This window comes from Allobosea sp. NPDC055353, from assembly GCF_053644975.1.
On sequence record NZ_JBSHMC010000001.1, the window covers coordinates 1,615,062 to 1,639,318 of the forward strand.

The following is a 24,257-nucleotide window of genomic DNA, read 5'->3' on the forward strand; positions in this document are numbered from 1 at the left end:
TTCGCGTAGAGCAATGCTCCGGCTTTAAGAATCGATCCCGTTCTTCAGATTCAGACAATCGCGTCTGAATGTGAAGAACGGGGTCTGACCGCGCGAAATACGACGAGACGAGGGCTGACGCAGCATGGGCAAACCGGTCGATCCGCCGCCGGAAGATGAAGCCGAGCGCATCGATCTGAAATCGGCGCTCGAAGAGCGCTATCTCGCCTATGCGCTCTCCACCATCATGCACCGCGCCCTGCCGGATGCGCGCGATGGCCTGAAGCCGGTCCACCGCCGCATCCTGCACGCCATGCGGCTGCTCCGGCTCGACCCCGGCCAGGTCCACAAGAAATGCGCGCGCATTGTCGGCGACGTCATCGGCAAGTTCCACCCGCATGGCGACCAGTCGGTCTACGACGCGCTGGTGCGCCTCGCGCAGGATTTCGCCCAGCGCTACCCACTCGTCGACGGGCAGGGCAATTTCGGCAATATCGACGGCGATAACGCTGCAGCCTACCGCTATACCGAAGCGCGCATGACCGAGGTCGCGCGGCTCCTCCTCGACGGCATCGACGAGGACGCGGTCGATTTCCGCGAGACCTATAACGGCGAGGACGAGGAGCCGGTCGTGCTGCCGGCCGCCTTCCCGAACCTGCTCGCCAACGGCTCGCAGGGCATTGCGGTCGGCATGGCGACCTCGATTCCGCCGCACAACGCCGCCGAGCTCTGCGACGCCGCGCTCTACCTGATCCAGCACCCGGAAACCTCGTCCGAGCAGCTCATGACCTTCGTGCCCGGCCCGGATTTCCCGACCGGCGGCATCATCGTCGAGACGCGGGCCTCGATGGCGGAGACCTACCGCACCGGCCGCGGCGCCTTCCGCACCCGCGCGCGCTGGGTGAAGGAGGATCTCGAACGCGGGGCCTGGCAGGTCGTCGTCACCGAGATCCCCTACATGGTCTCGAAGGGCCGCCTGATCGAGAAGATCGCAGAACTGCTCAACGACAAGAAGCTGCCGCTGGTTGCAGATCTGCGCGATGAGTCGGCCGAGGACATCCGTATCGTCATCGAGCCGCGCGCCCGCAATGTCGATCCCAACCTGATGATGGAATCGCTCTTCCGGCTCTCTGAGCTGGAAGCGCGCATCTCGATGAACATGAACGTGCTGACCGGCGGGCTGGTGCCGCGCGTGCTCGGTCTCAGTGAAGCCCTGCGTGCCTGGCTCGACCATCGCCGCGAGGTGCTGCAGCGGCGCTCGCGCTTTCGGCTGGGCCAGATCGACAAGCGGCTCGAAATCCTGCGCGGCCTGCTGATCGTCTATCTCGATCTCGACCGGGTGATCAAAATCATCCGTGAGGAGGATGAGCCGAAGATCGAGCTGATGCGGTATTTCGAGCTCACGGAAGTCCAGGCCAACGCGATCCTCGACACGCGGCTGCGTGCCTTGCGCAAGCTCGAGGAGATGCAGCTCAAGACCGAACTAGACGAACTGACCAAGGAAAAGGAGCAGGTCGAAGGCCTGCTCGCCTCCGAGGCGACGCAGTGGAAGACGATCGCCTGGGATATCCGCCAGGTTAAGAAGACTTTTGGTCCGGAAACGGCGATCGGCAAGCGCCGCACCGATTTCGCGGATATGCCGGATACCACCGATATCGACCTGACCCAGGCCATGGTCGAGCGCGAGCCGATCACGGTCGTGATCTCGAAGAAGGGCTGGATCAGGGCCTTGAAGGGCCATGTCCAGGACAAGTCGAGCTTCTCCTTCAAGGGCGACGACGCTCTCCAGACCGCCTTCTTCACCGAGACGACGGCGAAGGTGCTGGTGCTCGCCTCGAACGGCAAGGTCTTCACGCTGGATGCGTCCAAGCTGCCCGGCGGGCGCGGCTTTGGCGACCCGATCCGCCTGATGATCGAGCTGGAGGAGACGGCCGAGATCGTCTCCGCCTTCCCCTACAGACCGGGCTCCAAGCTGCTGATGGTGACGAGCGAGGGCAGGGGCTTCGTCGCGCCGGCCGACGATGTCGTCGCCAATACCCGCAAAGGCCGGCAGGTGCTCAATGTCGATGGCAAGACGGTCGCGGTGCTGGCGGTGCCGGCCGATGGCGACCATGTCGCGATCATCGGCGAGAACCGCAAATTGCTCTGCTTCCCGATCTCCGAAGTGGCGGAGATGGGCCGCGGCAAGGGCGTGCGCCTGCAGCGCTACAAGGATGGCGGCCTCTCCGACGCCAGGACCTTCAACCTCGCGGATGGCCTGACCTGGCTCGACACCTCCGGCCGGACCTGGACGGTGACCCAGGCCGATCTCATGGAATGGCTCGGCCACCGCGCCGAAGCCGGCCGCCTGCCGCCGAAGGGCTTCCCGAAGAGCAATACGTTCGGGGGGTAGTCCCTTCTCCCCTTGCTGGAGAAGGTGCCGGCAGGCGGATGAGGGGTCGCGCTACGCTATCCGTCATTGCGAGAAGCGAAGCGACGAAGCAATCCAGGGAGACCGGGTGAAACGCTTCGAACCAGTCCCCCTTGATTGCTTCGTTGCGCTCGCAATGACGGTAAAGGTCGCGCGACCCTTCATTCGTCCTGGCTTCGCCATGCCACCTTCTCCCGCAGGGGGAGAAGGGAAGATCAGGCCTGAAAGAAGCCCAAGATCAAAGACTTGCCGCGAAAACCGGAATCAACCTCGCAACCGCTTGAATCAGGCTCTCAGCGGATCGCCTCGCCGACGACGCCGACTTCGAGACCCATCGTGATCTTGTCGGTGACGGCCCAGAGCACGCCGGCGCGCGCCTCGGGCCGCACGGCGATGCTGCTGCGGCTGAAGGGCGAGGAGAAGCCGGTCGCGCCGTAACGCCAGGTCTCGTTGGCCGCGCTCATGCCGACCGTGGTGTAGAGCAGCACATCGGGCGTCACCAGGACGCCGGCCTTGACCTTGAAGGCGCCGGCGAGGTCGCGCGTATAGGCGGCATTGCCGAAGCTCGGATAGCCGTAGCCGCCGATTGCGGGCGCGTAATCGATCGCGCCGGCGATGCCATAGACGAAATTGCCTTCGCGCCGCATCGTCCCGGCTTCAAGCCCGATCGTCGGCCCGGCGCTGGTGCGCATGTGTTTGCCGCTGGTGACCTGGAAGCCCGAGGAGATGCGGGCATAGGACCCCTCCCATTTCGGCGAGAGGCTGGGCTGGTCCCAGGCAAAGGAGGGCAGCGGGGCGAAGCCGGACAGCGGCAGGAAGGCCTGCGCCTGCGCCGAAACGCCCGCGCCGAGCAGGGCGGCGAGCGTCGCGGCGGAAAGAAGCGGAAATCTCACGTCGAAAGCGTCCTCGCGACAGCGTGCCCCGTCGGAAGCTAGCATGGAGCGGGGCGAATGTCGCGGTTTTGTGGCCAGGCCCGGCGGCGCCTCAGGCGATCTTGGTCCTGAGCTTGAGGAAGCGCAGGGTCCGTTCCGCCGTCGCCAAATCGAGCTTGTCATAGGCATCGACATCATCGTCGACGTCGCGGGAGGAGAAATACAGCCGCCGTGCCCGCAATTGCAGGATGGCGCGGAATGCCGTCGAGCCGATGCCGAGCGAGCGGCAGGCGACGGCGATACCACTGGAATCCCGCTGCATCAGCACGCGCAGCGCCTGCTCGATCGAGATACCGCCGATTTCCGCCAGCACCTGCGACAGGTGATAGGCGCGATCCTCGTCGGCCAGCATGGTGAGCACATCGTCGACCTCGCGCACCTTGGCGGCGAGATCGGAGAGCAGCAGCTTGACCTCGAGACGCTGCTGGCGCGCCTGCCGGGCCAGCGAAACACCCGCTTCGGTCGCAGGCGCCGCGGCGCCGCCGTCTGAGAACTGTTCGACGATCCGCAGGACACGCTGGGCACGGTTCGGCGCGAGATCGGACCGGCGGGCGAGCGCGTCTGTGATGGCGGTATCGCCCTCACCGCGTTCCAGCAGCCGGTCGAAGCCGCGATCGGAGAAGGCGGCACCTTCATTGGCGCTGACCGTATGCAGAACCTTCTGGTCGCCGCGCTCGACGAGGATGTCGGTGACGCTTTCGGACAGGCGCGCGCGCTCGGCGATGGCGACCAGGTGCTGCTGTGATTGGCTGACGGCGATGGCGGCGAGGTCGGTATCGGTCAGGACCGGGGAGAGCGACAGCACCAGCCGGGCGACCTCGGCATTGCCGTCGCCGCCGAGCGTGACGGCGACATTATGCGGCAGGGTCGGCATGCTGGCGACGCGGTCGGCATAGCCCTTGCGGTCCTCGTCGCCGAGATGACCGAGCGAGCCTGTCGCGATCTCCCCGTAATGCTCCTTTGCCGCGGCGTTCGGATCGTGGTCGAGCAGGAACAGGTCCGTCACGGCATGCAGAAGCTGCCGGCGCGAATCCGACGACATGTCCGCCGGCATCCGGGTCAGGTTACGCAGCATGAGGGCTCCCACGGCAAAGCAGTGGCGGCACTCTGCGCAGGTCCGGCTTGATTTACTCTTAAGGCGGCAGCGCTTTTTCTGAACAACGGGGCGATGACGCCCCGTTGTTCAGTCCGTGGGTAGCCTGCTGCTCGGGGAGGCAGGCTTGTCAATTTATGCACTCATAGGTTGCAATTTTCTTACCATCACACCGTCGATCAGCACCATGATGATGAGCGACAGCCCCACCAGCGGAAAGGCGAGCCCGCCGATGGCGAGCAGTGCGACGACCCCCCGCAGCGTCGCCTTCTCCGCAGGCAGCGGCGGCACGCCGAGCGATCCTTGCGGGCGTCGCTTCCACCACATCACCAGAGCCGAGACGCAGAGCAGGACGATCGCGAGGCAGGCAGCCAGCAGCACGAGCTGGTTCGCCAACCCGAATTCCTGCCCCATATGCACGTTGATGCCCCATTCCAGCGCCTTGCCGAGCGGGCCGTAATCGGCATAGCTCATGTCGATCAGGGGTTTGCCGCTATACTGGTCGAGATGGATGACGCGCTGGAGCGCCATGTCCTTCGGATAGACCGAGCCGGTATAGACCCCGCCCGGACCACCCGGGAGATTGACGGCATAGCCGCGCGTCAGGCCCAGTCGGTCGAAGGCCGCGACGGCGGCGTCGAGACCGATCGGTTCGCCCCCTGCAATCTGCGATACCGGTAGTTTGGCCTGCTCCAGTGACCATGTCGTCGGCGCGATATGGGCGAGATGCTCGTCCGACATCGGCAGGGCAACGCGGACACCGGCCGGATAGCCGAAATTATGGCCGTTGGCCCATTGGTTGACCTTGCTGCCCCACAGCACCGACCAGGGCATGCCGGTGATCGCCAGGAACAGGATGAAGCCGCCGGCGACGAGCCCGGTGACCGCGTGGAGATCGCGCCAGAACACGCGTTGGCGCGGCTTGCCCCGGACCGTGACCACGCCGCCGCTCTGCTTGCGGGGCCACCACAGATAGAGGCCGGTCAGCACCAGCAGGATCGCCCAGCCGCCGGCGATCTCGATCGCGCCGTTCGCGACGGGCCCGAAATAGGCAAGGCTGTGAATCTGGCGGACCACCCACATCACCGTACCCTTGTCGGGAATCTGGCCGAGCACGCGGGCATCGTAGGGATCGACATAGACGACCATCCGCGTCCCGCCCGCGTCGCGGATCGTGACCTCGGCGGAGGCGGTCGCGGTTTCCGGCGGGATGTATTTCACGGCCTGTCCGGGGAAGGCCTTCACGGCCTGCGCCACGATCTCGCTGGGCGGCCGCTCGCCGGTCGCGCGCGCCTCGACCTGCTTCACGTCGCGATGGATCAGGCCGTCGATCTCGGCCCGGAAGAGGTATAACCCGCCGGTCACCGCCAGCAGGATGAGGAAAGGCAGGGTGATCAGTCCTGCATAGAAATGCCAGCGCCAGACGGCGCGATAGAAGGATGCGGCGGGCCGGCTCGCGCGTTCGGGCGCGGCCGTTGCCGTTGAGACGGTTGTCATGGAAAAATCCTGGTCTGAGCTGAAGGGAGAGGGCTTCAGACCGGGACAGGGGGAGCGCGTGCGCCGAGCGGATAGCCCGGCGCGGGCGGCGCCGAGACTTGCTCGGACGGCAGGTGGTGGGCGAATGCGACGGCGGGCCGGCGCGCCACGAAGACAGCGGCCGGAGATGGCGGCGGCAAGGCGATCGCCGCTGACAGGCACAGCGTCGCGCAGCAATCGGGGAGTTTCGCGCCGCCGCTATCCGGTGCGGGATCGACCGGCGCCGTCTGGCCGGGTGTGCAGAGCGGATGGACAAGGCCGGGCGAGGGCTGCGCCGACAATCCCGCCGCAAGTGCGACGAGCGTCGTCTGCAGGACGAGGACATAGACGGCGACGAGCGCGATCGCGCTCCTCCGCCAGTTCGTACGTCCCGCTGCGCCCGTCATGAAACGAGGCTTATCCAATCCGCCCAATCAGTGGAAGCGGGCGCCGTGACGCGGCCTTGCCTAAGCTGGCAGGCAGGCCGGGCCGAGCGGCTCGAAGCTCTTGTAGGTCAGGATGAATTCCTGATGGCCCAGTTCTTCCGATTTGGTCCGGCCGCCCTGGCCGAGCGAGACGACGAGATCGCGGATCTCGGAGCCGACCTCGTCGAGCCCGGCGCAGCCTTCGAGGATGCGCCCGGCATCGACGTCCATGTCCTCGGACATCCGGCGATAGGTCTCGGGGTTGGCGCAGATCTTCACCACCGGCGAGATCGCCGAGCCGACGACCGAGCCGCGCCCCGTCACGAACAGCACGCAATGCGCGCCGCAGGCGATCAATTCCGCGATCTCGGCATTGTCGTTGATATTGGGGAAGCCGAAGCGGACCTCGCCGTCCGGCACGACATCGAGCAGGTAGAGCCCGCCATGCGGCGGCACGTCGCCGGGCTTGATCAGGCCGGAGATCGGCGATGCCCCGGACTTGGCATAGGCGCCCATCGATTTCTCCTCGATGGTCGAGAGCCCGCCCTCGGCATTGCCGGCGGCGAAGGAGCCGTATCCCAGCGTCGCGTAATAGCGGGCCGCCTTGGCCACGGATTTCTCCAGCTCGGCGCCGAGTTCGGGCGTGATCGCGCGCGCCGCCATGATGTGCTCGCAGCCGATCAATTCGCCGGTTTCCTCGAAGATGCAGGCGGCACCCTCGGTGATGAGCTGGTCGAAGGCACGTCCGGCCGCCGGATTCCCGGTGATGCCGGAGGTGCCGTCCGAGCCGCCGCAGACCGTGCCGACCACGAGTTCGGAGACGGCCATCGGCACCGTCTCCTGCGTATCGAGGAGAGCGCGCTGCTCCTCGACCCAGGCGCGGCCCTCGCGGATCGAGGCGCGGGTGCCGCCGGTGCCCTGGATGATGATCGTCTTCACCGGCCGGCCGCTGGCGCGCACCGCCCGCTCCAGCGCGTATTTGTTGAAGCTCTCGCAACCGAGCGAGACCAAGAGCACGGCGCCGACATTCGGATGGGTGCAGAGCTGCTCCATCATCCGCTCGGCATAGGGGTTCGGGTAGCAGCCGGGAAAGCCGATGGCGTGGACGCCTTCCTCGCGCCAGGGCAGGGCGATTTCGCGCGCGACATGGTGGGCGCATTCGACGAGATAGGCGACCGCGACGGTATTGCGGATGCCCTTGCGCCCGTCGGAGCGGAGATAGCCGCGCATCGTGCTCATGCCGAGGCTCCCGCCTTGCGTTCGTCTTCGAGATGATAGGTCGGCGTGTAGTCGCTGCGCATGTTGTGGACATGGACATGCGCGGCCGGCGCGATCGCCTCGGTCGCGACGCCGATCGGCGCGCCGTATTTCAGGATCTTCTCGCCGGCCGCGATGGCACCGCGCGCAACCTTGTGGGCGAGCGCGATGTCGCGATCGAGCGCGGCCGGGCCGGAACCGGTCTCGACCGTCTCGCCGGCTTTCAGCCGAACCCGCGCGACGAGGACGTTGTCGCGCGGATCGAGCAGGATGAGGCGCGGATCGTGGGTCATGGTGAGCCGCCCTTCGAAGGAGGGAACGCGTCAGAACTTGCCGTACTGCAGATAGGCCTTCTGCGGGTCGGTGCCGGCGAGGATCGCGGTGCGAACCTTGTTCTCGGCCGTGATCGCGGTCTCGGACTTCTCCAGAACCTCTTCGATGATCTCGACGGGAATGCGGACGACGCCGTCGCGGTCGGCGAGGATGTAGTCGCCCGGACGGATCCAGACCTCGCCGATCTTGATCGGCTCGTCGACCGCCTTGGGCAACCAGGCGCCGACGATATCGCGCGGCGTATAGGCCTTGAAATAGGCCTGGAAGCCCATCTCGACCATGAATTCGGTATCGCGCGAGAGGCCGTCGATGACGCAGCCGCGCACGCCCTTGTTCTTCAGCGTCTCGGCCGAAAGCTCGCCCATCAGCGCGATCTCGTTGGTGTTCGGCTGGCAGACCCAGACATGGCCGGGCTTGGCGGCCGAGAGCAGGCCGGTCCAGCCCAAGAGCGTCTCATGCGCATCGAATTCGCCGGTCTTGCCCTCGACGGTGAAGGCCGGCCCCGCCAGCTTCTGGCCGGGCAGGAGCGGGCGCAGTTCCGGCGGCAGGACAAAATCCTTCAGGCCCATCGCCCGCATCGTGTCGTGGATGATGCCGGTATAGCAGCGCTCCAGCCTGTCGGTCAGTTCCTGGCTCATCATTCCTCCGGTTCGGCCCCTGTGGCGCGGATCTGCTGCCGGGCCGCTGGCGACAGAGTGTCGGGAGGAGCGAGGCGCGGCAAGCGCGTTTTCCGCGCGTCGCGAATGCGTTTCAATCGGTTGAATCGTTGTGGTCGACGCGCTCCCAGCCCTGCGGCATCAGGCGCTCCTGCGGCAGGAAGCGCGACTTGTAGGCCATCTTCGGCGAGCCCTCGACCCAGTAGCCGAGATAGACGTAAGGCAGGCCGAGCCGGCGCGCCCGGGCGATATGGTCGAGCACCATGAAGGTGCCGAGCGAGCGCAGCTCCAGCCCGGGGTCGTAGACCGAATAGACCATCGAGAGTCCGTCACTGAGCGTATCGGTCAGGGCCATCGCGAAGAGGTCGCCTTCGCCGCGCCCGGTGAAGCCGGAATCGGGGCCGCGGCGGCGGTATTCGATCAGGTTGGTCTCGACATGGCTGTCCTCGACCATCATGGCGAAATCGAGCGCCGACATCGTCGCCATGCCGCCATCGGGATGGCGCTCATCGAGATAGGAGCGGAACAGGGAATAGTGCTCGGAGCGCGGCCGCGGCGGCAGGGCCTCGCCGATCAGGTCGCTGTTGCGCGCAAGCACGCGGCGGAAGCTGCGCGACAGGCGGAAATCGTCGACGCAGACGCGGACCGAGACGCAAGACCGGCAGATTTCGCAGGCGGGGCGGTAGGCAATGCTCTGCGAGCGCCGGAAGCCGCCCTGCGAGAGCACGTCGTTGAGCTCGCGCGCCTGCGAGCCGACGAGGTGCGTAAACACCTTCCGCTCCTCGCGCCCCGGCAGATAGGGGCACGCGGTCGGCGAGGTCAGGTAGAATTGCGGGGCATCCCGCAATGGGCGCGTCACGTCGGCTGGCTCCCCGGAAGCTTCCACCCTTCAATGTAGCATCGGCCGCACCGGCAACAAGCGCGGCGCGGCCGATCGGGAAACGGTTCTCGCCTTTTTGATCTGGCTCAACCGGTCAGGTGCGCACGACGACCAGTCCGGTCAGCAGGTCGTGGCCCATGCGCCGGTCCGCGCGGGCGAAGCCGCAGGCGACGTCGACGAGCCAGAGCAGGAAGGTGCCGGCCGCGACATAGAACAGCAGCGCATGCACGGCAGCGGCGAGCCCGTCGGGGCGCGCGCCGGAAGCGGTCTCGACCCGCAAGCCCGCGATGCGCATGCCCCAGGTCGACTGCTTGCGCCCGCCGATCGTCAGCGCGGCATAGCCGAGCGCGGTCGCGACCGTGGCGATCGGAATCAGCAGCCAGGTCGCGCCGAAGGTGACGACGCCGAGCAGAGCCAGCAGGAACACGACCAGCCAGCCCAGGAAGAACAGCACGACGATGTCGACGAGCCAGGCGAACAGTCGCGAGCCGAGAACGCCGCTGACGTTCTGGTAGGGACGCGGCTCCAGCGCCGTGATCGGCGGCTGGCCATAACGGGTGTCGCTCATCGGGACTTCGATCCTCCATCGGCGCGCGGGAAACTGGCGCCCGGGAGATAATGTTTGATCAGCGGGCCGGTTCCGCAAGACCGCGTGGGAGAATCCGCCGCGGCGCATAGCCGTTTTTGGCGAGCGCATCCTCGATCGCGCGCGAATGCGCTGCCCCGCGCGTCTCGACGGTCACGTCGAGCGAGACGCCCTTGGCGGGCACGTCGAGGAAGAGCCGGCCATGGCTGACCTCGAGGATATTGGCGCCTTCCTCGCCGAGCAGGCTCGCGATCCTGCCGAGCAGGCCCGGCCGGTCGCTGGTGGTCAGGCGAAAGGCGACGATGCGGTCCTCGCGCTCCAGCTCGCGCACCATGATCGCGGCGAGCAGGCGCGTGTCGATATTGCCGCCGGTGAGCACGAGCCCGACCGTGCGGCCGGCATAGCGCTCCGGCTCCTTCAGCATCGCGGCAAGGCCCGTCGCGCCTGCCCCTTCGGCCAGGCTGTGCTGAAGGCTCGCATAGGCGTTGACGGCGCGCTCGATCAGGTCCTCGCCGACGAGGACGATATCGCTGACGAGGCTCGATATCACCGGCAGGGCGAGCTGGCCGACGGTCTTGACCGCGATGCCTTCGGCCAGCGTCGGCCCGCCGATCGGCTTGTCCTGCGCCTGCACGGCGTTGAAGAACGACGGGTAGAGCGCGGCCTCGACGCCGATCAGTTCGATGCCCGGCTTGATCGCCTTGGCGGCGATCGCGTTGCCGGCCATCAGCCCGCCGCCGCCGAGCGGGATGACCAGCACGTCGAGACCGGGCTCGTCGGCCAGCATCTCGCGCGCGATCGTGCCTTGCCCGGCCATCACTGCCGCGTCGTCATAAGGGTGGACGAAGGTGAGCTGCTCGCTGCCTGCGAGCTCATGGGCCTTGTCGGCGCATTCGTAGAGCGTCTCGCCATGCAGCACGACGCGCGCACCATGGGCGCGGGTGTTCTCGACCTTCACCAGCGGCGTCGTCTCCGGCATCACGATCGTCGCAGGCGTGCCGAAGCGCCTGGCGTGATAGGCGACGGCCTGGGCATGGTTGCCAGCCGACATCGCGATGACGCCGCGCGCCCGCTCGGCCTCGCTCAGCGAGAGCAGCTTGTTGACCGCGCCGCGCTCCTTGAAGGAGGCGGTCGCCTGCATGTTCTCGTGCTTCACCAGCACGGTCGCGCCGGTCAACTCCGACAGGCGCGGCGCCGGCACCAGCGGCGTGCGCAGGACATGCCCGGCGATTCGGCTGGCGGCTGCGTCGATATCCTCGGGGGTGATCGCGAAGCTCTCGCTCATGCTCGGGTCTCGAATCCGGTTGGCAGGCGAAGGAGAGGGCCTCACACCCGCCGCGGCGTCAATTCGCCATCGCCGAAAAAGCCGCCGGGGCGCCAGATCAGCACGATGGCAAGCAGGCAGTAGACGGCGAGGTCGCGCTGCTCGATCGGCAAGGTTGCTGACCAGACGGTTTCGAAAACGGCGATGCAGAGCCCGCCGAGCGCCGCCCCGCTGACCGAGCCGATGCCGCCGAGGATCGCCGCGACGAGCGCTTTCAGACCGAGCGAGAAGCCGCCGGCGAAGCCCATGCCGCCATAGATCGCGGTGACGATGACGCCGGCGATGCCGCAGCAGGCGCAGGCGATGATGACGGCGACGTCATGGACGGCGCGGGCATCGACGCCGAACAGCGCGGCGGTTTCTGCATCGTCCGACACCGCCCGCCAGGCGCGGCCATAGGCCGTCCGCCGGATCAGCAGGACGACGCCGAGCGTGGCACCAAGGCCGATGGCGGCGAGTGCCAGCGCGAGCGGATTCAGCGTGACCACGAAATCGCCGGCATGCGCCAGCGCGATCGGCGTGTTGAACACCGGCGGCAGCCAGCGCAGTTCAGGCCCCTGCGCCAGCCGGAGATATTCGGACATCGCAATGGCGAGGCCGATCGTGGCGATCAGCATCTGCTGGCCGGTGGCGCGTTCGAGATGGCGCAGCACGAAGCGGCCCATGGCGAAGCCATGCAGGGCGCAGACGGCGATCGCCACAGTGAAGGCAACGGCGAGGCCGGAGAGTGGCGTCGAGATCGCAAGCGAGAGCAGCAGCGCGACCCCGACGACCGAGGCGAGCGCGCCGAGCGCAGCGAATTCGCCGAAGCTCAGGATGATCCGCCCGGTCAGGCCGTAGACGAGGGCATAGGCCGCCGCGAGCATGCCGTAGATCGCGGCCGAGGGCAGGGCGCTCAGGCCCTGCTGCAGGCCATAGGCGAGGCCAGCCGGGATCGCCGGCAGCGTCTCGGCAGCGGGTTCGGCCGGGTCCGGCGGCGGCGAGGCCCGATCCTCCAGGTAGAAGCGTCGCAGCAGATAGAAGCTCGCATCGGCCATCGGCCGTCCGTCGGAGGCGATGCCGACAAGCGCACCGCGGCTCGGCCCGCTGCCCTCGCCGGCGAAGAGGCAGTCGATGCTCCGGTGGCGCGAAAGGCCGTCGCCGAGCTCGACCCGGTAGAACAGCCGCAGCGCCCGCGGCACGGGACCGTTGGTGGTCCGTTCGATCTCGATGCGGGCGTTCGGCGGATTGAGCGGCGGGATCGCCTGCCGGCAGAGCCGCATCTGGTCGGTGTCGAAATCGCTGCCGCAGCCCGCGAGGGCGAGCGTGACGACGGCCAGAATCGACAGGAGGAGCGGGCGCATGTCGGGCGACGGTAGCGCTTGCCGGGGCACGGTGTCATCCCGTGCGCGGTGCAGCGCGAAGCGGTGCTCCGCAGACACGGGACCGCATGACGAGAAGGCGCCTTTCCGGAGCGCGGTCCCGCATCTGCGCAGCGGCACTACGTGCCGCTGCGCAGATGCGGGATGACACCCTTATGCGATACCGCTACACGCCGGCCTTCAGCTTCTTCGCCACCCGCGGCGCGAAATAGGTCAGCACGCCGTCGGCGCCGGCGCGCTTGAACGCGAGCAGGCTCTCCAGCATCGCCTTGTCGCCGTCGAGCCAGCCATTGTTGGCGGCGGCCATGATCATCGCGTACTCGCCGGAGACCTGATAGGCGAAGGTCGGCACGCGGAAATGATCCTTCACCCGCGCCACCACGTCGAGATAGGGCAGGCCGGGCTTGATCATGACCATGTCGGCGCCCTCTTCGAGGTCGAGCATCACTTCCGCGATCGCCTCGTCCGAATTGGCCGGGTCCATCTGGTAGGTCCGCTTGTCGCCGACCAGCGTCGCATTGGTGCCGATCGCGTCGCGGAACGGGCCGTAGAAGGCCGAGGCGTATTTCGCCGCATAGGCCATGATCTGCACGTCCTCATGGCCGTCCCCGTCGAGCGCGGCGCGGATCGCACCGATGCGCCCGTCCATCATGTCGGAGGGCGCGATCACGTCGGCGCCGGCATCGGCCAGAGCGAGCGCCTGCCCGACCAGGATCTGCACGCTCGCGTCGTTGAGGACGCGCTCGCCCTCCATCACGCCGTCATGGCCATGCGAGGTGTAAGGGTCGAGCGCGGCGTCGCAGATGATGCCGATCCCCGGCACCTCGCGCTTGATCGCGCGCACGGCGCGGCACATCAGGTTGCCGGTATTGAGTGCCTCCGAGCCCGTGGGGTCGCGCAGGGCCTTGTCGACGAAGGGGAACGGCGCGATCGCGGGGATGCCGAGCGCGGCCGCTTCCGCCGCCTGGCGCACGGCCTCATCGATATTGAGCCTGTCGACGCCGGGCATCCACTCGACCGGCGAGCGGGCTTCGGATGAATCCATCAGGAAGATCGGCCAGATCAGGTCGTCGGTCGTCAGCGCCGATTCCCGCACCAGCCGGCGCGACCAGTCCGCCTTGCGGTTGCGCCGCATGCGGCGCGTCAGGCCGAGCGAGGGCGCCTCGTCCTGACGGGACAGGGGAGTGGGGAAAGGCCGCACGACCCGGGATTCCATGGCAATTGCCTCAAGCGATGAACGGTACCGGCACGGCTTTCGTCATGCGGGCGAAACCGGCCGAGGCTTTCCATAACACATCGGAACGATTCCAAAACAGGGCGCATGGTCGCAACTTTGCCGGCATCGCCCCAGTCATGGCCGCCTGCCGCCCGCCGATCCGTCGCGTTGACAAGCCTTGCCCCGCCTTCCAGAACCGCAGCCCATCGAAGCGGGATCGGACCATGATTCAGGATCGCGAGATCATCTGCGAGATTCGCGGCGCCGCCGGCGTCGTCGTGCTCAACCGGCCGAAGGCGCTGAACGCGCTGAGCCTCGGCATGGTCCGCGAGCTCGCCCGCGCCCTCGATGCCTGGGAGAATGATCCACAGGTCACGCGTGTCGTCGTCGTCAGCACGAGCGAGAAGGCTTTTTCCGCCGGCGGCGACATCCGTTGGCTGCATGATTGCGGCAAGGCCGGGCGCCATGACGAGATGCTCGCCTTCTGGGGCGAGGAATACATCCTCAACCACCGCATCAAGACCTATCCCAAGCCCTATGTCGCGCTGATCGACGGCATCGTCATGGGCGGCGGCGTCGGCATATCCTTGCATGGCAGCCACCGCATCGCCGGCGACCGCTATCTCTTCGCCATGCCGGAGGTCGGCATCGGCTTCTTCCCGGATGTCGGCGCGACCTATGCCCTGCCGCGTCTCGACGGCGGCTTCGGCAGCTTCCTCGCCCTGACCGGCGAGCGCGTCGGCGCGGCCGATGCGATTTCGGCCGGGCTGGCGACCCATGGCGTGCCCAGCGAGCGGATGGCGGAACTCGCGGATGCGCTGACCCGGCCGGGCGCGGTCGACGACATCCTCGCCGGCTTCACATTGCAGCGCGGGCCCGGCCCCTTGCATGACGAGCGGGCGATGATGGCCGAGGTCTTCGCGGCAGCGACCTTGCCGGAGGTGATCCAGCGCCTGCGCCAGGCTGCCGAAAACGGAAGTGGCTTTGCCGGCAAGCTGCTGCAGACCATCGCGGTCAAATCGCCGACAAGCGTCGCCATCGCCTTCGAACAGATGCGCCGCGGCGGCGGCCTCGATTTCGCCGAGGCCATGCGCACCGAATACCGCATCGTCTGGCGCATCGCTCGCGGCCATGATTTCTACGAGGGCGTGCGCGCCGTGGTGATCGACAAGGATCAGGCGCCACGCTGGCAGCCATCGACGCTCGATGCGGTCGACCCGGCCGCTATCGCTGCCTATTTCGCGCCGCTTGGCGCTGACGAACTCAATCTGGAGGGTTGAGCTTGAGCTTGGGCGGAGACGGCGAGGCCCTGCGCGGCGCCCGGACGGGCGAGGTCGAGGGCAAGCAGGCAAGCCGGTGGCGGCTTGTCCTCGTCTGGTTCCTGCGCCTGCTCTCGGCCTTCTGGCTCGCCAAGGGACTGACGGCCTGGGCCGTGATCTTCGGCCTGCCCGGAAACCCGCAACCGCCCTTCGAGAACCGCCTGCTGAGCTATCAGGCGATCATCGTCTATTTCGCGGTGATCGACCTCGTCGCCGCCGTCGGCCTGTGGCTGACCTCGACCTGGGGCGGCGTGCTCTGGCTGCTGGCCGCGATCAGCCAGATGCTGCTGGGCTTCCTCTTCCCGCGCTTCGTGCCGATGACGGCCTGGCTCGTCGGCCTCTATATCGGGCTGATCGCCGTCTATTTCCTGGCGACCTGGGCGGCCGAGAACGAGGCGGAATAGCGAGCGCGCGTGCGGGATGACACCCGGAAAAGGCGGCCCTCTCGTCGCGCGGTCCCGTGTCTGCGGCGCATCGCTGCGCGCTGCACCGCGCACGGGATGACAGCGCGGATTGGCCGCGTTGGCGACGCTCAGGAGAAGGCGTCCCGCGCCCGCTCGACCCCTCGATTGCGCCGAGTCATGGTAAGAATCGCTTTAGCTTAAGCGTTTCTGGCTTCACTTACGATTCACCCAAAGGGGTAAATCCCTGATTCATCCTGATATTTAAACTCGTTTTCATCCGGTCCAGCTTATGGTGTGTTTCAGAAGCGGACCGGGAGACAAATCCTGGCCGACACACAACAGGCGGGATATACCATGAAAGCGAGCGTCAAGACTTCGGATGTTGCCAAGACTGGTGATGCCGATCTCAACGTGAAGCCTCTTTATCTTGAGTCCCTCACGCTGGTGGAGCGGCTGCATCGCCGCCTGCTCGATGTCATCAAGGATGAGTTCGAGCGCCGCGGCCGTGACGACGTCAACAGCGTGCAGGCGCTGCTGCTCTACAATATCGGCGATGCCGAGCTCTCGGCCAGCGAGCTGCGGACCCGCGGCTACTATCTCGGCTCGAACGTCTCCTACAACGTCAAGAAGCTGGTCGAGCTCGGCTATCTCCATCATGCCCGGTCGCGCATCGACCGCCGCTCGGTCCGCATCAGCCTGACCGAGAAGGGCGCGAGCGTGCACGATATCGTGAAGGGCGTGTACGACAAGCATGTCCGCACGGTCGAGCAGATCGGCGGCATCGCGGCCGACGATTTCGAGCGCATGAACAATGCCCTGCTGCGCCTGGAGCGCTTCTGGACCGACCAGATCCGCTACAAGCTCTGAGATATCAGCGACTTTCCTGCGGCCGCATCAGATTCGCCTGCCGTAGCGCGGCTGGGACGATGTCCCGGTCGCGCCGGCGCGTTTCGGTCGATGCCGGGCCTCGACTGTGGTTTTGCTGCCATGCATGCGGCAAAACGTTGCCATGCCCTAAAATCGCCTCTGTCATCACGCCTCGTTAACTGTGCTAGGACACCGTCGATCGCCGAGAGGTCGCCCGTCGCACCATTGCGTCGCCAGCGTCGCCCCATCAGGCGGCGTTTTCTTGTGGCCTGCGTTGCAAGCGTGAAGCCTTGAAGAGGGAAGAGATGTCGCAATTGAGCCTGACCCGCCGCGAAACGGTGCTGGCCCTGCTTTCCGGTGCCGCCACGGCTGCCGCTGCACCGGCGCTCGCCCAGCAGGCCGAGTGGCGCCAGAGCTACGATGCCGGTGCGCGCAATGCCGTGGCGCGATCCTCGACGCCGATGCTGTCGGCCGAGGCCCTACAGGCGACCGAGCAGGCGATCGTGGCCTATCGTGACCTCGCCGCGCGCGGCGGCTGGCCGCAGGTCCAGTTGCCCGATCGCATGGGCGTGGGCGCCAAGGGGCCGGGCGTCGTGACGTTGCGCCGCCGCCTGATCATCACCGGCGATCTCGATGTCGCGGCCGGCGACAGCAATATCTATGATTCCTATGTTGAGGCGGGCGTGCGCGGCTTCCAGGCGCGCGTCGGCTTGTCGACCACCGGCGCGATCAACCGTGCGACCGTCGCTGCCCTCAACGTGCCGATCGACCGCCGCATCCGCCAGCTCGAGACCAATGTCGTCCGGCTGCGTAGCTGGTCCGGCAATCTCGGCGGCCGCTATGTCGTCGCCAATATCCCGGCCGCGATGGTCGAGACCGTCGAGAACGGCCATGTCGCGACGCGCCATGCGGCCGGCGTCGGCAAGATCGACCGTCAGTCGCCCTTGCTCCAGACCCGGATCCCCGAAGTCAATTTCAATCCGACCTGGACGGTTCCCGCCTCGATCATCCGCAAGGATCTGATCCCGAAGATGCGCAAGGAGCCGGGCTATCTCACCGAGAACAAGATCCGCATCATTTCGTCCAGCGGCAGCGAGATTTCGCCGGCCAGCGTGAACTGGAATTCCGACGAGGCGACGCGCTACACCTTCCGGCAGGACCCGGGCGGCGAGTTCAACTCGCTCGGCTTCGTGCGCATCAACATTCCGAGCCCGCACGGCGTCTACATGCATGACACGCCGTCGAAGGGCATCTTCGGCGACGACTATCGCTTCGTCTCCTCGGGCTGCATGCGTGTCCAGAACGTGCGCGACTACGTCGCCTGGCTGTTGAAAAACACGCCCGGCTGGGATCGCGCCAAGATCGACGAGACGATCCAGTCCGGCCAGCGCGTCAACGCCCGCATCGCCGATCCGGTGGCGTGCTACTGGGTTTATATCACCGCCTGGGCCACGCCCGATGGCGGCGTGCAGTTCCGCGACGACATCTACAACAAGGATGGCCTCGGCCCGGCACCCGTCGCGGCGCTGCAGGGCGATCAGGACATCTGAGGCGTCCCGCTTCGCGCGCGTTTTGAAAAGCCCGCCGGTTTCCGGCGGGCTTTTTCATGGAATGGAGCCGCTCCGCAAGCTTCAGCGCGTCAGCCAGGACGGCATGACGTAACCGACGCAGCGCGCTTCTCCAGGCTCTGGATTCATGACCTCGAAGGCCGGGACGGGGCAGTTGTTTCGGGGCGCGGGGTTGCCGAGGCGCGTGATGCTGCCATCGCCGTCGCCGTCGAACCAGCGATGGACGCTGGTCGAGCCGCCCGGGTAGTATTGCGTGGTCACCTGCCATCCTTCGGCTGCGGCATCCTGGCTGATCAGTGGCATCGACAGGACGAAGACGCTCGCACTGCCGAGAAATGCCTTCCTGACCTGCTTGGAGATCGGCAGAGTCGAAGCTGGAACACGGCTCGCGTTCTGTTTTGGGGCGTTCTGTGTCATCGAGAGGCATCCAGTGTTGCGCTAGGTCATGCGCAGCAAGCTGCAAGCCATAAATCGTTAACCATGATGGCGGCCCGATGTCTTTGCGACGGCGTCCGGTTCCGGCCCATGCGATGGGGGCAGGAGGGGAGCCGGCCGACCGCTCCTCACTTTGCGAGGCGGACGATCAACGCTTCGAGCGGACGATCGCCCCGAACCTCGCCAGCACGGCTGCAAGCGCCATGATCGTCAGAAGCCAGGCCGTCCCGCGGAACAGTTCGCCATACCCATGGGCGGCGATCAGCGGCGTGCTGACCAGAGGCGAGCAGAACTGACCGATGAAGATCGATGCGGTCAGGATGCCCCCCGCCATGCCCCGTGAACGCCGGGGCGCGAGATCGAGCGCCATGGCGACGAAGCTCGGCGAAACCAGCGCGTAGCCGGCCCCGATCAGGAGCGCCGCCGCAAACAGACCCGGCATCGATGCCGTGCGCGACAGGAGCAGGAAGCCCAGCGCCATCGCGGCGTAGCCGATCGCGAAAACGCCCGCCGCACCGCCCGCCCGCCGGGCGTGCCGGTAGAGCAGGGCGGTGCAGCCGCCGGAGATCATCAGCAGGCCGAGGACCGTCCCGGTCATCACCGCGCTCTCGAAGCCCCGGGTCTCCAGGAAGAACGAGATCTGCGTCGGCATCAGGAAGAAGATCATGTTTGTCAGGCCCTGCAGCAGGACGAGCCCAGCGAGCAGGCTGCGCCAGGACGGATGTCCGCCATGGTCGCTTGCTGGGATGGCGCCCGTAGCGGCAGCGCTGCGCGGCGGCTCGACGATGGCCAGCCACATCAGCGGCAGGAAGATTGCGGCCAGCCCGTAGATCGCGAAGGGCAGGCGCGGCGACAGCGTCGCGGCCCAGCCCGCCAGCGAAATGAAGACCAGCCCGCCGAAATTCCGTGCCGAGATCTGCAGGCCGGTCAGCGCGTTGCGGTCGTCGCCGGTGAAATAATCGCCGATCAGCGCGGTCTGCGCCGTCATGATCAGCGCGACGGCGACGCCGAGCACGAGGCGGCTCGCAAAGATCGACGGCAGGTCGGGCAGGACGAGTCCGGCGCTGCCCGCGATCACGAACAGCACGACGCCGACGAGAAGCATCGCACGCCGGCCGATCCGGTCGGCAGCGAAACCCGCGAGCGGCGCAAACAATGCGACGCTGAGCGAAGGCGCCGGTACCAGGAGCCGCGTCAGCAGCGCCGCGTTGGGGTCGTCGGCGAACAGGCGCTCGATGCCTGGAAGCGCGGGGCTGATCGTCGCGTTCGCCATGGTGGTGAGCGATGCGGCCATCAGCAGGGCGATGGCGCGCGGGTCCGCCCAGGTCGGACTTTCTCGTGTTGTGACAATGCTTTCCATAATTTTTCCTCTTGCCGAAATCATGCGTTCGGCAGAGCCTACGAATTCAAGTCGACTTGAGGTCAAGCATGCTGTTGCTGGATATTGGAAAGGTCGCGGAGCGCTCGGGCGTGCCGGCCTCGACCCTGCGCTATTACGAGGAGGTCGGGCTCATTCGCTCGGAGGCGCGCCGCGGCCTGCGCCGGCAATACGATCCCGATGTGTTGCTCAGGCTGTCGCTGATCGGGCTCGGCAAGACCGCGGGCTTCTCGCTGGAGGAGATCGCCGCGATGTTCGGCGCGGACGGGAAGCCGGATATCCCGCGCGAGCAGTTGCGGGCCCGGGCCGACGAATTGCAGCGGCAGATGGTCGGGCTGCGGACGCTGCGCGATGCCCTGCGCCATGTCGCGGATTGCCGTGCGCCGACTCACCTGGAGTGCCCGACCTTTCGGGCGCTGTTGAAGACAGCTTCGCGCAGGCCGCTCGTCTACACGCCGTCCCGGCCGGAGAAGGAGAAGAAAATGCTGTCGAAGCGGCGTGCTCCGGACAATTGACCGCTGCGGCGATGCAGCTTTTCCCGTGCGCGATCTATCGCTTGGACAGCCTCCCGCCGCATGATAGGGGAGCCGCGACGGAGCCGGGCGTCGACCGGCCGTTGAACTTCAGGAGCCGGACATGACCGAAGCCGCGCTGGACAAGCACCTCTCGAACTCCTTCTTCGGCGCTTCGCTGCATGACGCCGACCCCGAGATCGCCCGCGCGATCGACCTGGAGCTCGGTCGCCAGCGCGACGAGATCGAATTGATCGCCTCCGAGAACATCGTCTCCCGCGCCGTGCTCGAGGCGCAGGGCTCGGTGATGACCAACAAATATGCCGAGGGTTATCCGGGCCGGCGCTATTACGGCGGTTGCCAGTTCGTCGACATCGCGGAGAAGCTGGCCATCGAGCGCGCCACCCGGCTCTTCGGCTGCACTTACGCCAACGTCCAGCCGAACTCTGGCTCGCAGGCTAACCAGGGCGTCTTCATGGCCCTGATGCAGCCGGGCGACACCTTCATGGGCCTCGATCTCGCTGCTGGCGGGCACCTGACCCATGGCGCACCGGTCAATCAGTCCGGCAAGTGGTTCAATGTCGTCTCCTACGGCGTCTGCGTCGTCGACCAGATGATCGACTATGACGCGATGGAGCGCCTCGCCGTCGAGCATAAGCCGAAGGTCATCGTCGCCGGTGGCTCGGCCTATGCCCGCCACTGGGACTTCGCCCGCTTCCGCGAGATCGCCGACAAGGTCGGCGCCTATTTCATGGTCGACATCGCGCATTTCGCCGGGCTCGTCGCCGGCGCCGCGCATCCCTCGCCGTTCCCGCACGCCCATGTCGTCACCACCACGACGCATAAGACGCTGCGCGGCCCGCGCGGCGGCATGATCCTGACCAATGACGAGGCGATCGCGAAGAAGGTCAATTCGGCGATCTTCCCGGGCATCCAGGGCGGCCCGCTGATGCATGTCATCGCGGCCAAGGCGGTCTCGTTCCACGAGGCGCTGCAGCCGGAGTTCAAGACCTACGCTCATGCCGTCGTCGCCAACGCCAAGGCGCTGGCCGAGACGCTGAAGTCGAAGGGCTTCGACCTCGTCACCGGCGGCACCGACAACCACCTGATGCTGGTCGATCTGCGCTCCAAGAAGCTGACCGGCAAGGCGGCGGAAGCCGCGCTCGGCCGCGCCCACATCACCTGCAACAAGAACGGCATCCCCTTCGACCCGGAGAAGCCGATGACGACCTCCGGCATCCGCCTGGGCACCCCGGCGGCGACCTCGCGCGGCTTCGGCATCGCCGAGTTCAAGCAGGTCGGCGAGCTGATCGCCGAGGTGCTGGACGGCCTGAGCCAGAATGGCGAGGAAGGCAATGCTGCCGTCGAGCAGGCCGTCACCGCCAAGGTCAAGGCGCTCACCGCGCGCTTCCCGATCTACTGAGGCATCGTTGAAGGGGCTCTGAGAAAGGCTGGCGAATCGGAATGCGCTGTCCCTATTGCAGCTCCCTCGACACGCAGGTGAAGGACTCCCGTCCCACCGACGATCACGCCTCGATCCGCCGCCGCCGGGTCTGCCCCGATTGCGGCGGCCGCTTCACCACCTTCGAGCGCGTGCAATTGCGCGAGCTCACTGTCGTGAAGCGTTCGGGCCGGCGGACGCCGTTCGACCGCGACAAGCTGGAAATCTCGATCGCGCATGCCCTGCGCAAGCGCCCGGTCACGCCGGAGCGGATCGAGCGCATGGTCAACGGCATCGTGCGCCAGCTCGAAAGCTCGGGCGAGGCCGAGATCCAGAGCTCGACCGTCGGCGAACTGGTGATGGAGGGGCTGAAAGGCCTCGACGACGTCGCCTATGTCCGCTTCGCCTCGGTCTACAAGAACTTCCGCGAGGCGAAGGATTTCGAGGAATTGCTCGGCCAGCTCGGCACCATCGACGAGGAGGGCATCTCCGCCCCGCCGCCGCGCGCCGATGACTGATCCCAGAGCATTTTCGCGCGAAGCGGGCACCGCTTCGCATCGGGAAAATGCGCCAGAACAGAAACAAGCGGTTGACCGCGCCTTCATGCGCCAGGCGCTCGCTTATGGCGCGCGGGGTCTCGGCACGACGGCGACCAATCCATCGGTCGGCGCTATCGTCACCCGCGACACGCCCGACGGTCCCGTGGTCGTCGCGCGTGGCCATACCCAGCCCGGCGGCCGGCCGCATGGCGAGGCGCATGCCTTCTCGCGGGCGGGTGCGGCCTCGATGGGCGGCACGCTCTATGTCACGCTGGAACCCTGCTCGCATCGCTCCGTGCGTGGCGGCATCCCTTGCGTCGAGCACACCATCCTCTCGGGCGTGAAGCGCGTGGTTTCGGCGATGTCCGATCCCAATCCCTTCATCGCCGGGCTCGGCCATGCGCTGCTGCGCACAGCCGGCATCGAGGTCACGGTCGGCGTGCTGGAGGACGAGGCGCGGCGCACCCATCGCGGCTATCTCACGCGCGTCACGCAGGGCCGCCCGATGGTGACTTTCAAGATCGCCCGCACCGCCGATGGCTATGCCGGCGGGGCAGGGGGCGTGCCGCTCGCCGTGTCGAGCCCGGTTGCTGGCGGCTGGGTCCATCTCCAGCGCGCGCATCACGACGTGATCATGCTCGGCATCGGCTCGGTCCTTGCGGACGATCCGCAGCTCACGGTGCGCCTGCCCGGCATGGCGGATCGCTCGCCGATCCGCGTCATCCTCGACACGCATCTGCGCCTGCCCCTGACCTCGAAACTCGCCCGCACCGCCCATGAGGTCCCCGTCTGGGTGATCGCGGCCGAGACGGCGCCGATCGAACCGGAGCAGGCGCTGGTTGCAGCCGGCGTCGAGGTCATGCGGGTCTCGATGGCCCCCGACGGCCATCTCGATCTCCGGGAGGCCCTGACGCTGCTCGGCACACGCGGCATCAACCGCGTCTTCTCGGAAGGCGGCCCGCGCATCGGCGAGAAGCTCGCACTCGCAGGGCTGGCAGATGAGGTCATCGTCTCGACCTCTCCGAAAACGCTGGGGCAGCCCGGCGTCGTTGCCGTACGTCCGGGGCTTGCCGCGCAGTTGGCCGACCCCGATCTATACGCCCTTGTCGAGGCCGGTCAGATCGGTCAGGACCGTTTCGAGCATTTCACGAGGAGAGGCTGATGTTCACCGGCATCGTCACCGCCATCGGCGAGGTCGTGGAGGCTGAGCGCAAGGGGCCGAGCCTCAAGCGCCTCGCCATTTCCTGTCCCTATGAGGCGGAAGGCATCGCCATCGGTGCCTCGATCGCCTGTGCCGGGGTCTGCCTGACCGTGACCGCGCTGCGCGCCCGCACGGATGGCGAACCCGGCTGCATCTTCCAGGTCGAGGCCGCAGCCGAGACGCTGGCCAAGACGGTCGTCGGCACCTGGGAGCCGGGTACGCGGGTCAATCTCGAGCGCTCGCTCAAGGTTGGCGACGAACTCGGCGGCCATCTCGTCGTCGGTCATGTCGACGGCCCCGGCCGCATCCTGAAGATCGATGCAATCGAGCCCGATCCCGACGAGCCCTGGGGAGCGACTGCCCGCTTTCACATCCGCGCCCCGCAGGGACTGGAGCGCTTCATCGCGACCAAGGGCTCGATCTGCCTCGACGGCACCTCGCTCACCATCAACACGGTCGAGGATGATGTCTTCACCGTCCTGCTGATTCCGCACTCCTTCGCGGTCACCACCTGGGGGGAGCGGAAGGAGGGGGACGCCGTTCATGTCGAGGTCGATCTGATGGCACGGTATGCCGCGCGGCTTGCGGAGGCGCGCCCGCAAGGGTAACCAGCCCGATCACATTCC

24 protein-coding genes are annotated in these 24,257 nt (G+C 66.9%); 10 read left to right on the forward strand and 14 right to left on the reverse strand.

The features are described from left to right. Positions 1–124: 124 nt before the first annotated feature. On the forward strand, positions 125–2,371 hold the full coding sequence (gene parC, locus ACWIEX_RS07495; RefSeq protein ID WP_454032458.1) for a DNA topoisomerase IV subunit A: 2,247 nt from the start codon (positions 125–127) through the stop codon (positions 2,369–2,371). 311 nt (positions 2,372–2,682) lie between these two features. On the opposite strand, the gene ACWIEX_RS07500 is transcribed toward parC, so the two are convergent. The 12 genes from ACWIEX_RS07500 to hemB all read right to left on the reverse strand — a co-directional run bounded on the left by ACWIEX_RS07500 (position 2,683) and on the right by hemB (position 13,967). Further along, a complete protein-coding gene (locus ACWIEX_RS07500) occupies positions 2,683–3,282 on the reverse strand; it encodes an outer membrane protein (protein ID WP_454032459.1) in 600 nt (199 codons plus the stop codon). 91 nt (positions 3,283–3,373) lie between these two features. After that, positions 3,374–4,396: a DUF2336 domain-containing protein gene (locus ACWIEX_RS07505; RefSeq protein ID WP_454032460.1), complete on the reverse strand. Its 1,023-nt coding sequence runs from the start codon at positions 4,394–4,396 to the stop codon at positions 3,374–3,376. A gap of 153 nt (positions 4,397–4,549) precedes the next feature. Next, positions 4,550–5,911, reverse strand: coding sequence for a PepSY-associated TM helix domain-containing protein (locus ACWIEX_RS07510; RefSeq protein ID WP_454032461.1), 1,362 nt, complete (start codon positions 5,909–5,911; stop codon positions 4,550–4,552). Positions 5,912–5,946: 35 nt separating this feature from the next. Beyond that, positions 5,947–6,336, reverse strand: coding sequence for a hypothetical protein (locus tag ACWIEX_RS07515; protein WP_454032462.1), 390 nt, complete (start codon positions 6,334–6,336; stop codon positions 5,947–5,949). A gap of 60 nt (positions 6,337–6,396) precedes the next feature. Next, positions 6,397–7,593 (reverse strand): UxaA family hydrolase, encoded by a 1,197-nt coding sequence (locus ACWIEX_RS07520; protein ID WP_454032463.1) that lies wholly within the window; start codon positions 7,591–7,593, stop codon positions 6,397–6,399. Then, positions 7,590–7,904: a UxaA family hydrolase gene (locus tag ACWIEX_RS07525; RefSeq protein WP_454032464.1), complete on the reverse strand. Its 315-nt coding sequence runs from the start codon at positions 7,902–7,904 to the stop codon at positions 7,590–7,592. The genes ACWIEX_RS07520 and ACWIEX_RS07525 overlap by 4 nt, the downstream gene beginning before the upstream one ends. A 30-nt stretch (positions 7,905–7,934) precedes the next feature. Then, complete coding sequence (locus tag ACWIEX_RS07530; RefSeq protein ID WP_454032465.1) at positions 7,935–8,582, reverse strand: RraA family protein; 648 nt, start codon at positions 8,580–8,582, stop codon at positions 7,935–7,937. A gap of 112 nt (positions 8,583–8,694) precedes the next feature. Continuing rightward, complete coding sequence (locus ACWIEX_RS07535) at positions 8,695–9,459, reverse strand: arginyltransferase (protein WP_454032466.1); 765 nt, start codon at positions 9,457–9,459, stop codon at positions 8,695–8,697. Positions 9,460–9,574: 115 nt separating this feature from the next. After that, positions 9,575–10,048 carry an RDD family protein gene (locus tag ACWIEX_RS07540; protein WP_454032467.1) on the reverse strand — a complete coding sequence of 158 codons (474 nt, stop codon included), beginning with the start codon at positions 10,046–10,048 and terminating at the stop codon, positions 9,575–9,577. A 58-nt stretch (positions 10,049–10,106) separates the two neighbouring features. Continuing rightward, the gene (locus tag ACWIEX_RS07545; protein ID WP_454032468.1) at positions 10,107–11,351 is read right to left on the reverse strand and encodes a threonine ammonia-lyase; all 1,245 of its coding nucleotides are present in this window, start codon (positions 11,349–11,351) and stop codon (positions 10,107–10,109) included. A gap of 41 nt (positions 11,352–11,392) precedes the next feature. Then, a complete protein-coding gene (locus tag ACWIEX_RS07550; protein ID WP_454032469.1) occupies positions 11,393–12,763 on the reverse strand; it encodes a branched-chain amino acid ABC transporter permease in 1,371 nt (456 codons plus the stop codon). Between the two features lie 154 nt (positions 12,764–12,917). Further along, positions 12,918–13,967, reverse strand: coding sequence for a porphobilinogen synthase (gene hemB / locus ACWIEX_RS07555; RefSeq protein ID WP_454032470.1), 1,050 nt, complete (start codon positions 13,965–13,967; stop codon positions 12,918–12,920). A 224-nt stretch (positions 13,968–14,191) separates the two neighbouring features. Here hemB and ACWIEX_RS07560 point away from each other — a divergent pair, with 224 nt between their 5' ends. From ACWIEX_RS07560 to ACWIEX_RS07575, 4 genes are all read left to right on the forward strand, one after another. Continuing rightward, positions 14,192–15,247, forward strand: a complete 1,056-nt coding sequence (locus ACWIEX_RS07560; RefSeq protein ID WP_454032471.1) for an enoyl-CoA hydratase/isomerase family protein — start codon at positions 14,192–14,194, stop codon at positions 15,245–15,247. Positions 15,248–15,249: 2 nt separating this feature from the next. Then, positions 15,250–15,690 (forward strand): DUF6163 family protein, encoded by a 441-nt coding sequence (locus ACWIEX_RS07565; protein ID WP_454032472.1) that lies wholly within the window; start codon positions 15,250–15,252, stop codon positions 15,688–15,690. A 354-nt stretch (positions 15,691–16,044) separates the two neighbouring features. Continuing rightward, positions 16,045–16,557: a transcriptional regulator LdtR gene (ldtR, locus tag ACWIEX_RS07570; protein ID WP_454032473.1), complete on the forward strand. Its 513-nt coding sequence runs from the start codon at positions 16,045–16,047 to the stop codon at positions 16,555–16,557. Between the two features lie 305 nt (positions 16,558–16,862). Continuing rightward, a complete protein-coding gene (locus ACWIEX_RS07575) occupies positions 16,863–18,107 on the forward strand; it encodes a L,D-transpeptidase family protein (protein WP_454032474.1) in 1,245 nt (414 codons plus the stop codon). An 81-nt stretch (positions 18,108–18,188) separates the two neighbouring features. On the opposite strand, the gene ACWIEX_RS07580 is transcribed toward ACWIEX_RS07575, so the two are convergent. Both ACWIEX_RS07580 and ACWIEX_RS07585 read right to left on the reverse strand, forming a co-directional pair. Further along, positions 18,189–18,542, reverse strand: a complete 354-nt coding sequence (locus tag ACWIEX_RS07580) for a hypothetical protein (RefSeq protein WP_454032475.1) — start codon at positions 18,540–18,542, stop codon at positions 18,189–18,191. A 166-nt stretch (positions 18,543–18,708) separates the two neighbouring features. Beyond that, a complete protein-coding gene (locus tag ACWIEX_RS07585; RefSeq protein WP_454032476.1) occupies positions 18,709–19,920 on the reverse strand; it encodes an MFS transporter in 1,212 nt (403 codons plus the stop codon). A 68-nt stretch (positions 19,921–19,988) separates the two neighbouring features. Here ACWIEX_RS07585 and ACWIEX_RS07590 point away from each other — a divergent pair, with 68 nt between their 5' ends. The 5 genes from ACWIEX_RS07590 to ACWIEX_RS07610 all read left to right on the forward strand — a co-directional run bounded on the left by ACWIEX_RS07590 (position 19,989) and on the right by ACWIEX_RS07610 (position 24,239). Next, positions 19,989–20,453 carry a helix-turn-helix domain-containing protein gene (locus ACWIEX_RS07590; RefSeq protein WP_454032477.1) on the forward strand — a complete coding sequence of 155 codons (465 nt, stop codon included), beginning with the start codon at positions 19,989–19,991 and terminating at the stop codon, positions 20,451–20,453. A 121-nt stretch (positions 20,454–20,574) separates the two neighbouring features. Further along, positions 20,575–21,873 (forward strand): serine hydroxymethyltransferase, encoded by a 1,299-nt coding sequence (glyA, locus tag ACWIEX_RS07595; RefSeq protein WP_454032478.1) that lies wholly within the window; start codon positions 20,575–20,577, stop codon positions 21,871–21,873. Positions 21,874–21,914: 41 nt separating this feature from the next. After that, positions 21,915–22,409 carry a transcriptional regulator NrdR gene (nrdR, locus tag ACWIEX_RS07600; RefSeq protein WP_061964039.1) on the forward strand — a complete coding sequence of 165 codons (495 nt, stop codon included), beginning with the start codon at positions 21,915–21,917 and terminating at the stop codon, positions 22,407–22,409. 85 nt (positions 22,410–22,494) lie between these two features. After that, positions 22,495–23,592, forward strand: a complete 1,098-nt coding sequence (ribD, locus tag ACWIEX_RS07605; protein WP_454032479.1) for a bifunctional diaminohydroxyphosphoribosylaminopyrimidine deaminase/5-amino-6-(5-phosphoribosylamino)uracil reductase RibD — start codon at positions 22,495–22,497, stop codon at positions 23,590–23,592. Continuing rightward, positions 23,592–24,239: a riboflavin synthase gene (locus ACWIEX_RS07610; protein WP_454032480.1), complete on the forward strand. Its 648-nt coding sequence runs from the start codon at positions 23,592–23,594 to the stop codon at positions 24,237–24,239. Before ribD ends, ACWIEX_RS07610 begins: the two co-directional genes overlap by 1 nt. Positions 24,240–24,257: the final 18 nt, after the last annotated feature.

Coding starts and splice junctions, on each gene's coding strand:
- parC (WP_454032458.1), top strand. CDS start 125: ATGGGCAAACCGGTCGATCCGCCGCCGGAAGATGAAGCCGAGCGCATC.
- ACWIEX_RS07505 (WP_454032460.1), bottom strand. CDS start 4,396: ATGCTGCGTAACCTGACCCGGATGCCGGCGGACATGTCGTCGGATTCG.
- ACWIEX_RS07510 (WP_454032461.1), bottom strand. CDS start 5,911: ATGACAACCGTCTCAACGGCAACGGCCGCGCCCGAACGCGCGAGCCGG.
- ACWIEX_RS07515 (WP_454032462.1), bottom strand. CDS start 6,336: ATGACGGGCGCAGCGGGACGTACGAACTGGCGGAGGAGCGCGATCGCG.
- ACWIEX_RS07520 (WP_454032463.1), bottom strand. CDS start 7,593: ATGAGCACGATGCGCGGCTATCTCCGCTCCGACGGGCGCAAGGGCATC.
- ACWIEX_RS07525 (WP_454032464.1), bottom strand. CDS start 7,904: ATGACCCACGATCCGCGCCTCATCCTGCTCGATCCGCGCGACAACGTC.
- ACWIEX_RS07530 (WP_454032465.1), bottom strand. CDS start 8,582: ATGAGCCAGGAACTGACCGACAGGCTGGAGCGCTGCTATACCGGCATC.
- ACWIEX_RS07540 (WP_454032467.1), bottom strand. CDS start 10,048: ATGAGCGACACCCGTTATGGCCAGCCGCCGATCACGGCGCTGGAGCCG.
- ACWIEX_RS07545 (WP_454032468.1), bottom strand. CDS start 11,351: ATGAGCGAGAGCTTCGCGATCACCCCCGAGGATATCGACGCAGCCGCC.
- hemB (WP_454032470.1), bottom strand. CDS start 13,967: ATGGAATCCCGGGTCGTGCGGCCTTTCCCCACTCCCCTGTCCCGTCAG.
- ACWIEX_RS07560 (WP_454032471.1), top strand. CDS start 14,192: ATGATTCAGGATCGCGAGATCATCTGCGAGATTCGCGGCGCCGCCGGC.
- ldtR (WP_454032473.1), top strand. CDS start 16,045: ATGAAAGCGAGCGTCAAGACTTCGGATGTTGCCAAGACTGGTGATGCC.
- ACWIEX_RS07575 (WP_454032474.1), top strand. CDS start 16,863: ATGTCGCAATTGAGCCTGACCCGCCGCGAAACGGTGCTGGCCCTGCTT.
- ACWIEX_RS07580 (WP_454032475.1), bottom strand. CDS start 18,542: ATGACACAGAACGCCCCAAAACAGAACGCGAGCCGTGTTCCAGCTTCG.
- ACWIEX_RS07585 (WP_454032476.1), bottom strand. CDS start 19,920: ATGGAAAGCATTGTCACAACACGAGAAAGTCCGACCTGGGCGGACCCG.
- ACWIEX_RS07590 (WP_454032477.1), top strand. CDS start 19,989: ATGCTGTTGCTGGATATTGGAAAGGTCGCGGAGCGCTCGGGCGTGCCG.
- glyA (WP_454032478.1), top strand. CDS start 20,575: ATGACCGAAGCCGCGCTGGACAAGCACCTCTCGAACTCCTTCTTCGGC.
- nrdR (WP_061964039.1), top strand. CDS start 21,915: ATGCGCTGTCCCTATTGCAGCTCCCTCGACACGCAGGTGAAGGACTCC.
- ribD (WP_454032479.1), top strand. CDS start 22,495: ATGCGCCAGGCGCTCGCTTATGGCGCGCGGGGTCTCGGCACGACGGCG.
- ACWIEX_RS07610 (WP_454032480.1), top strand. CDS start 23,592: ATGTTCACCGGCATCGTCACCGCCATCGGCGAGGTCGTGGAGGCTGAG.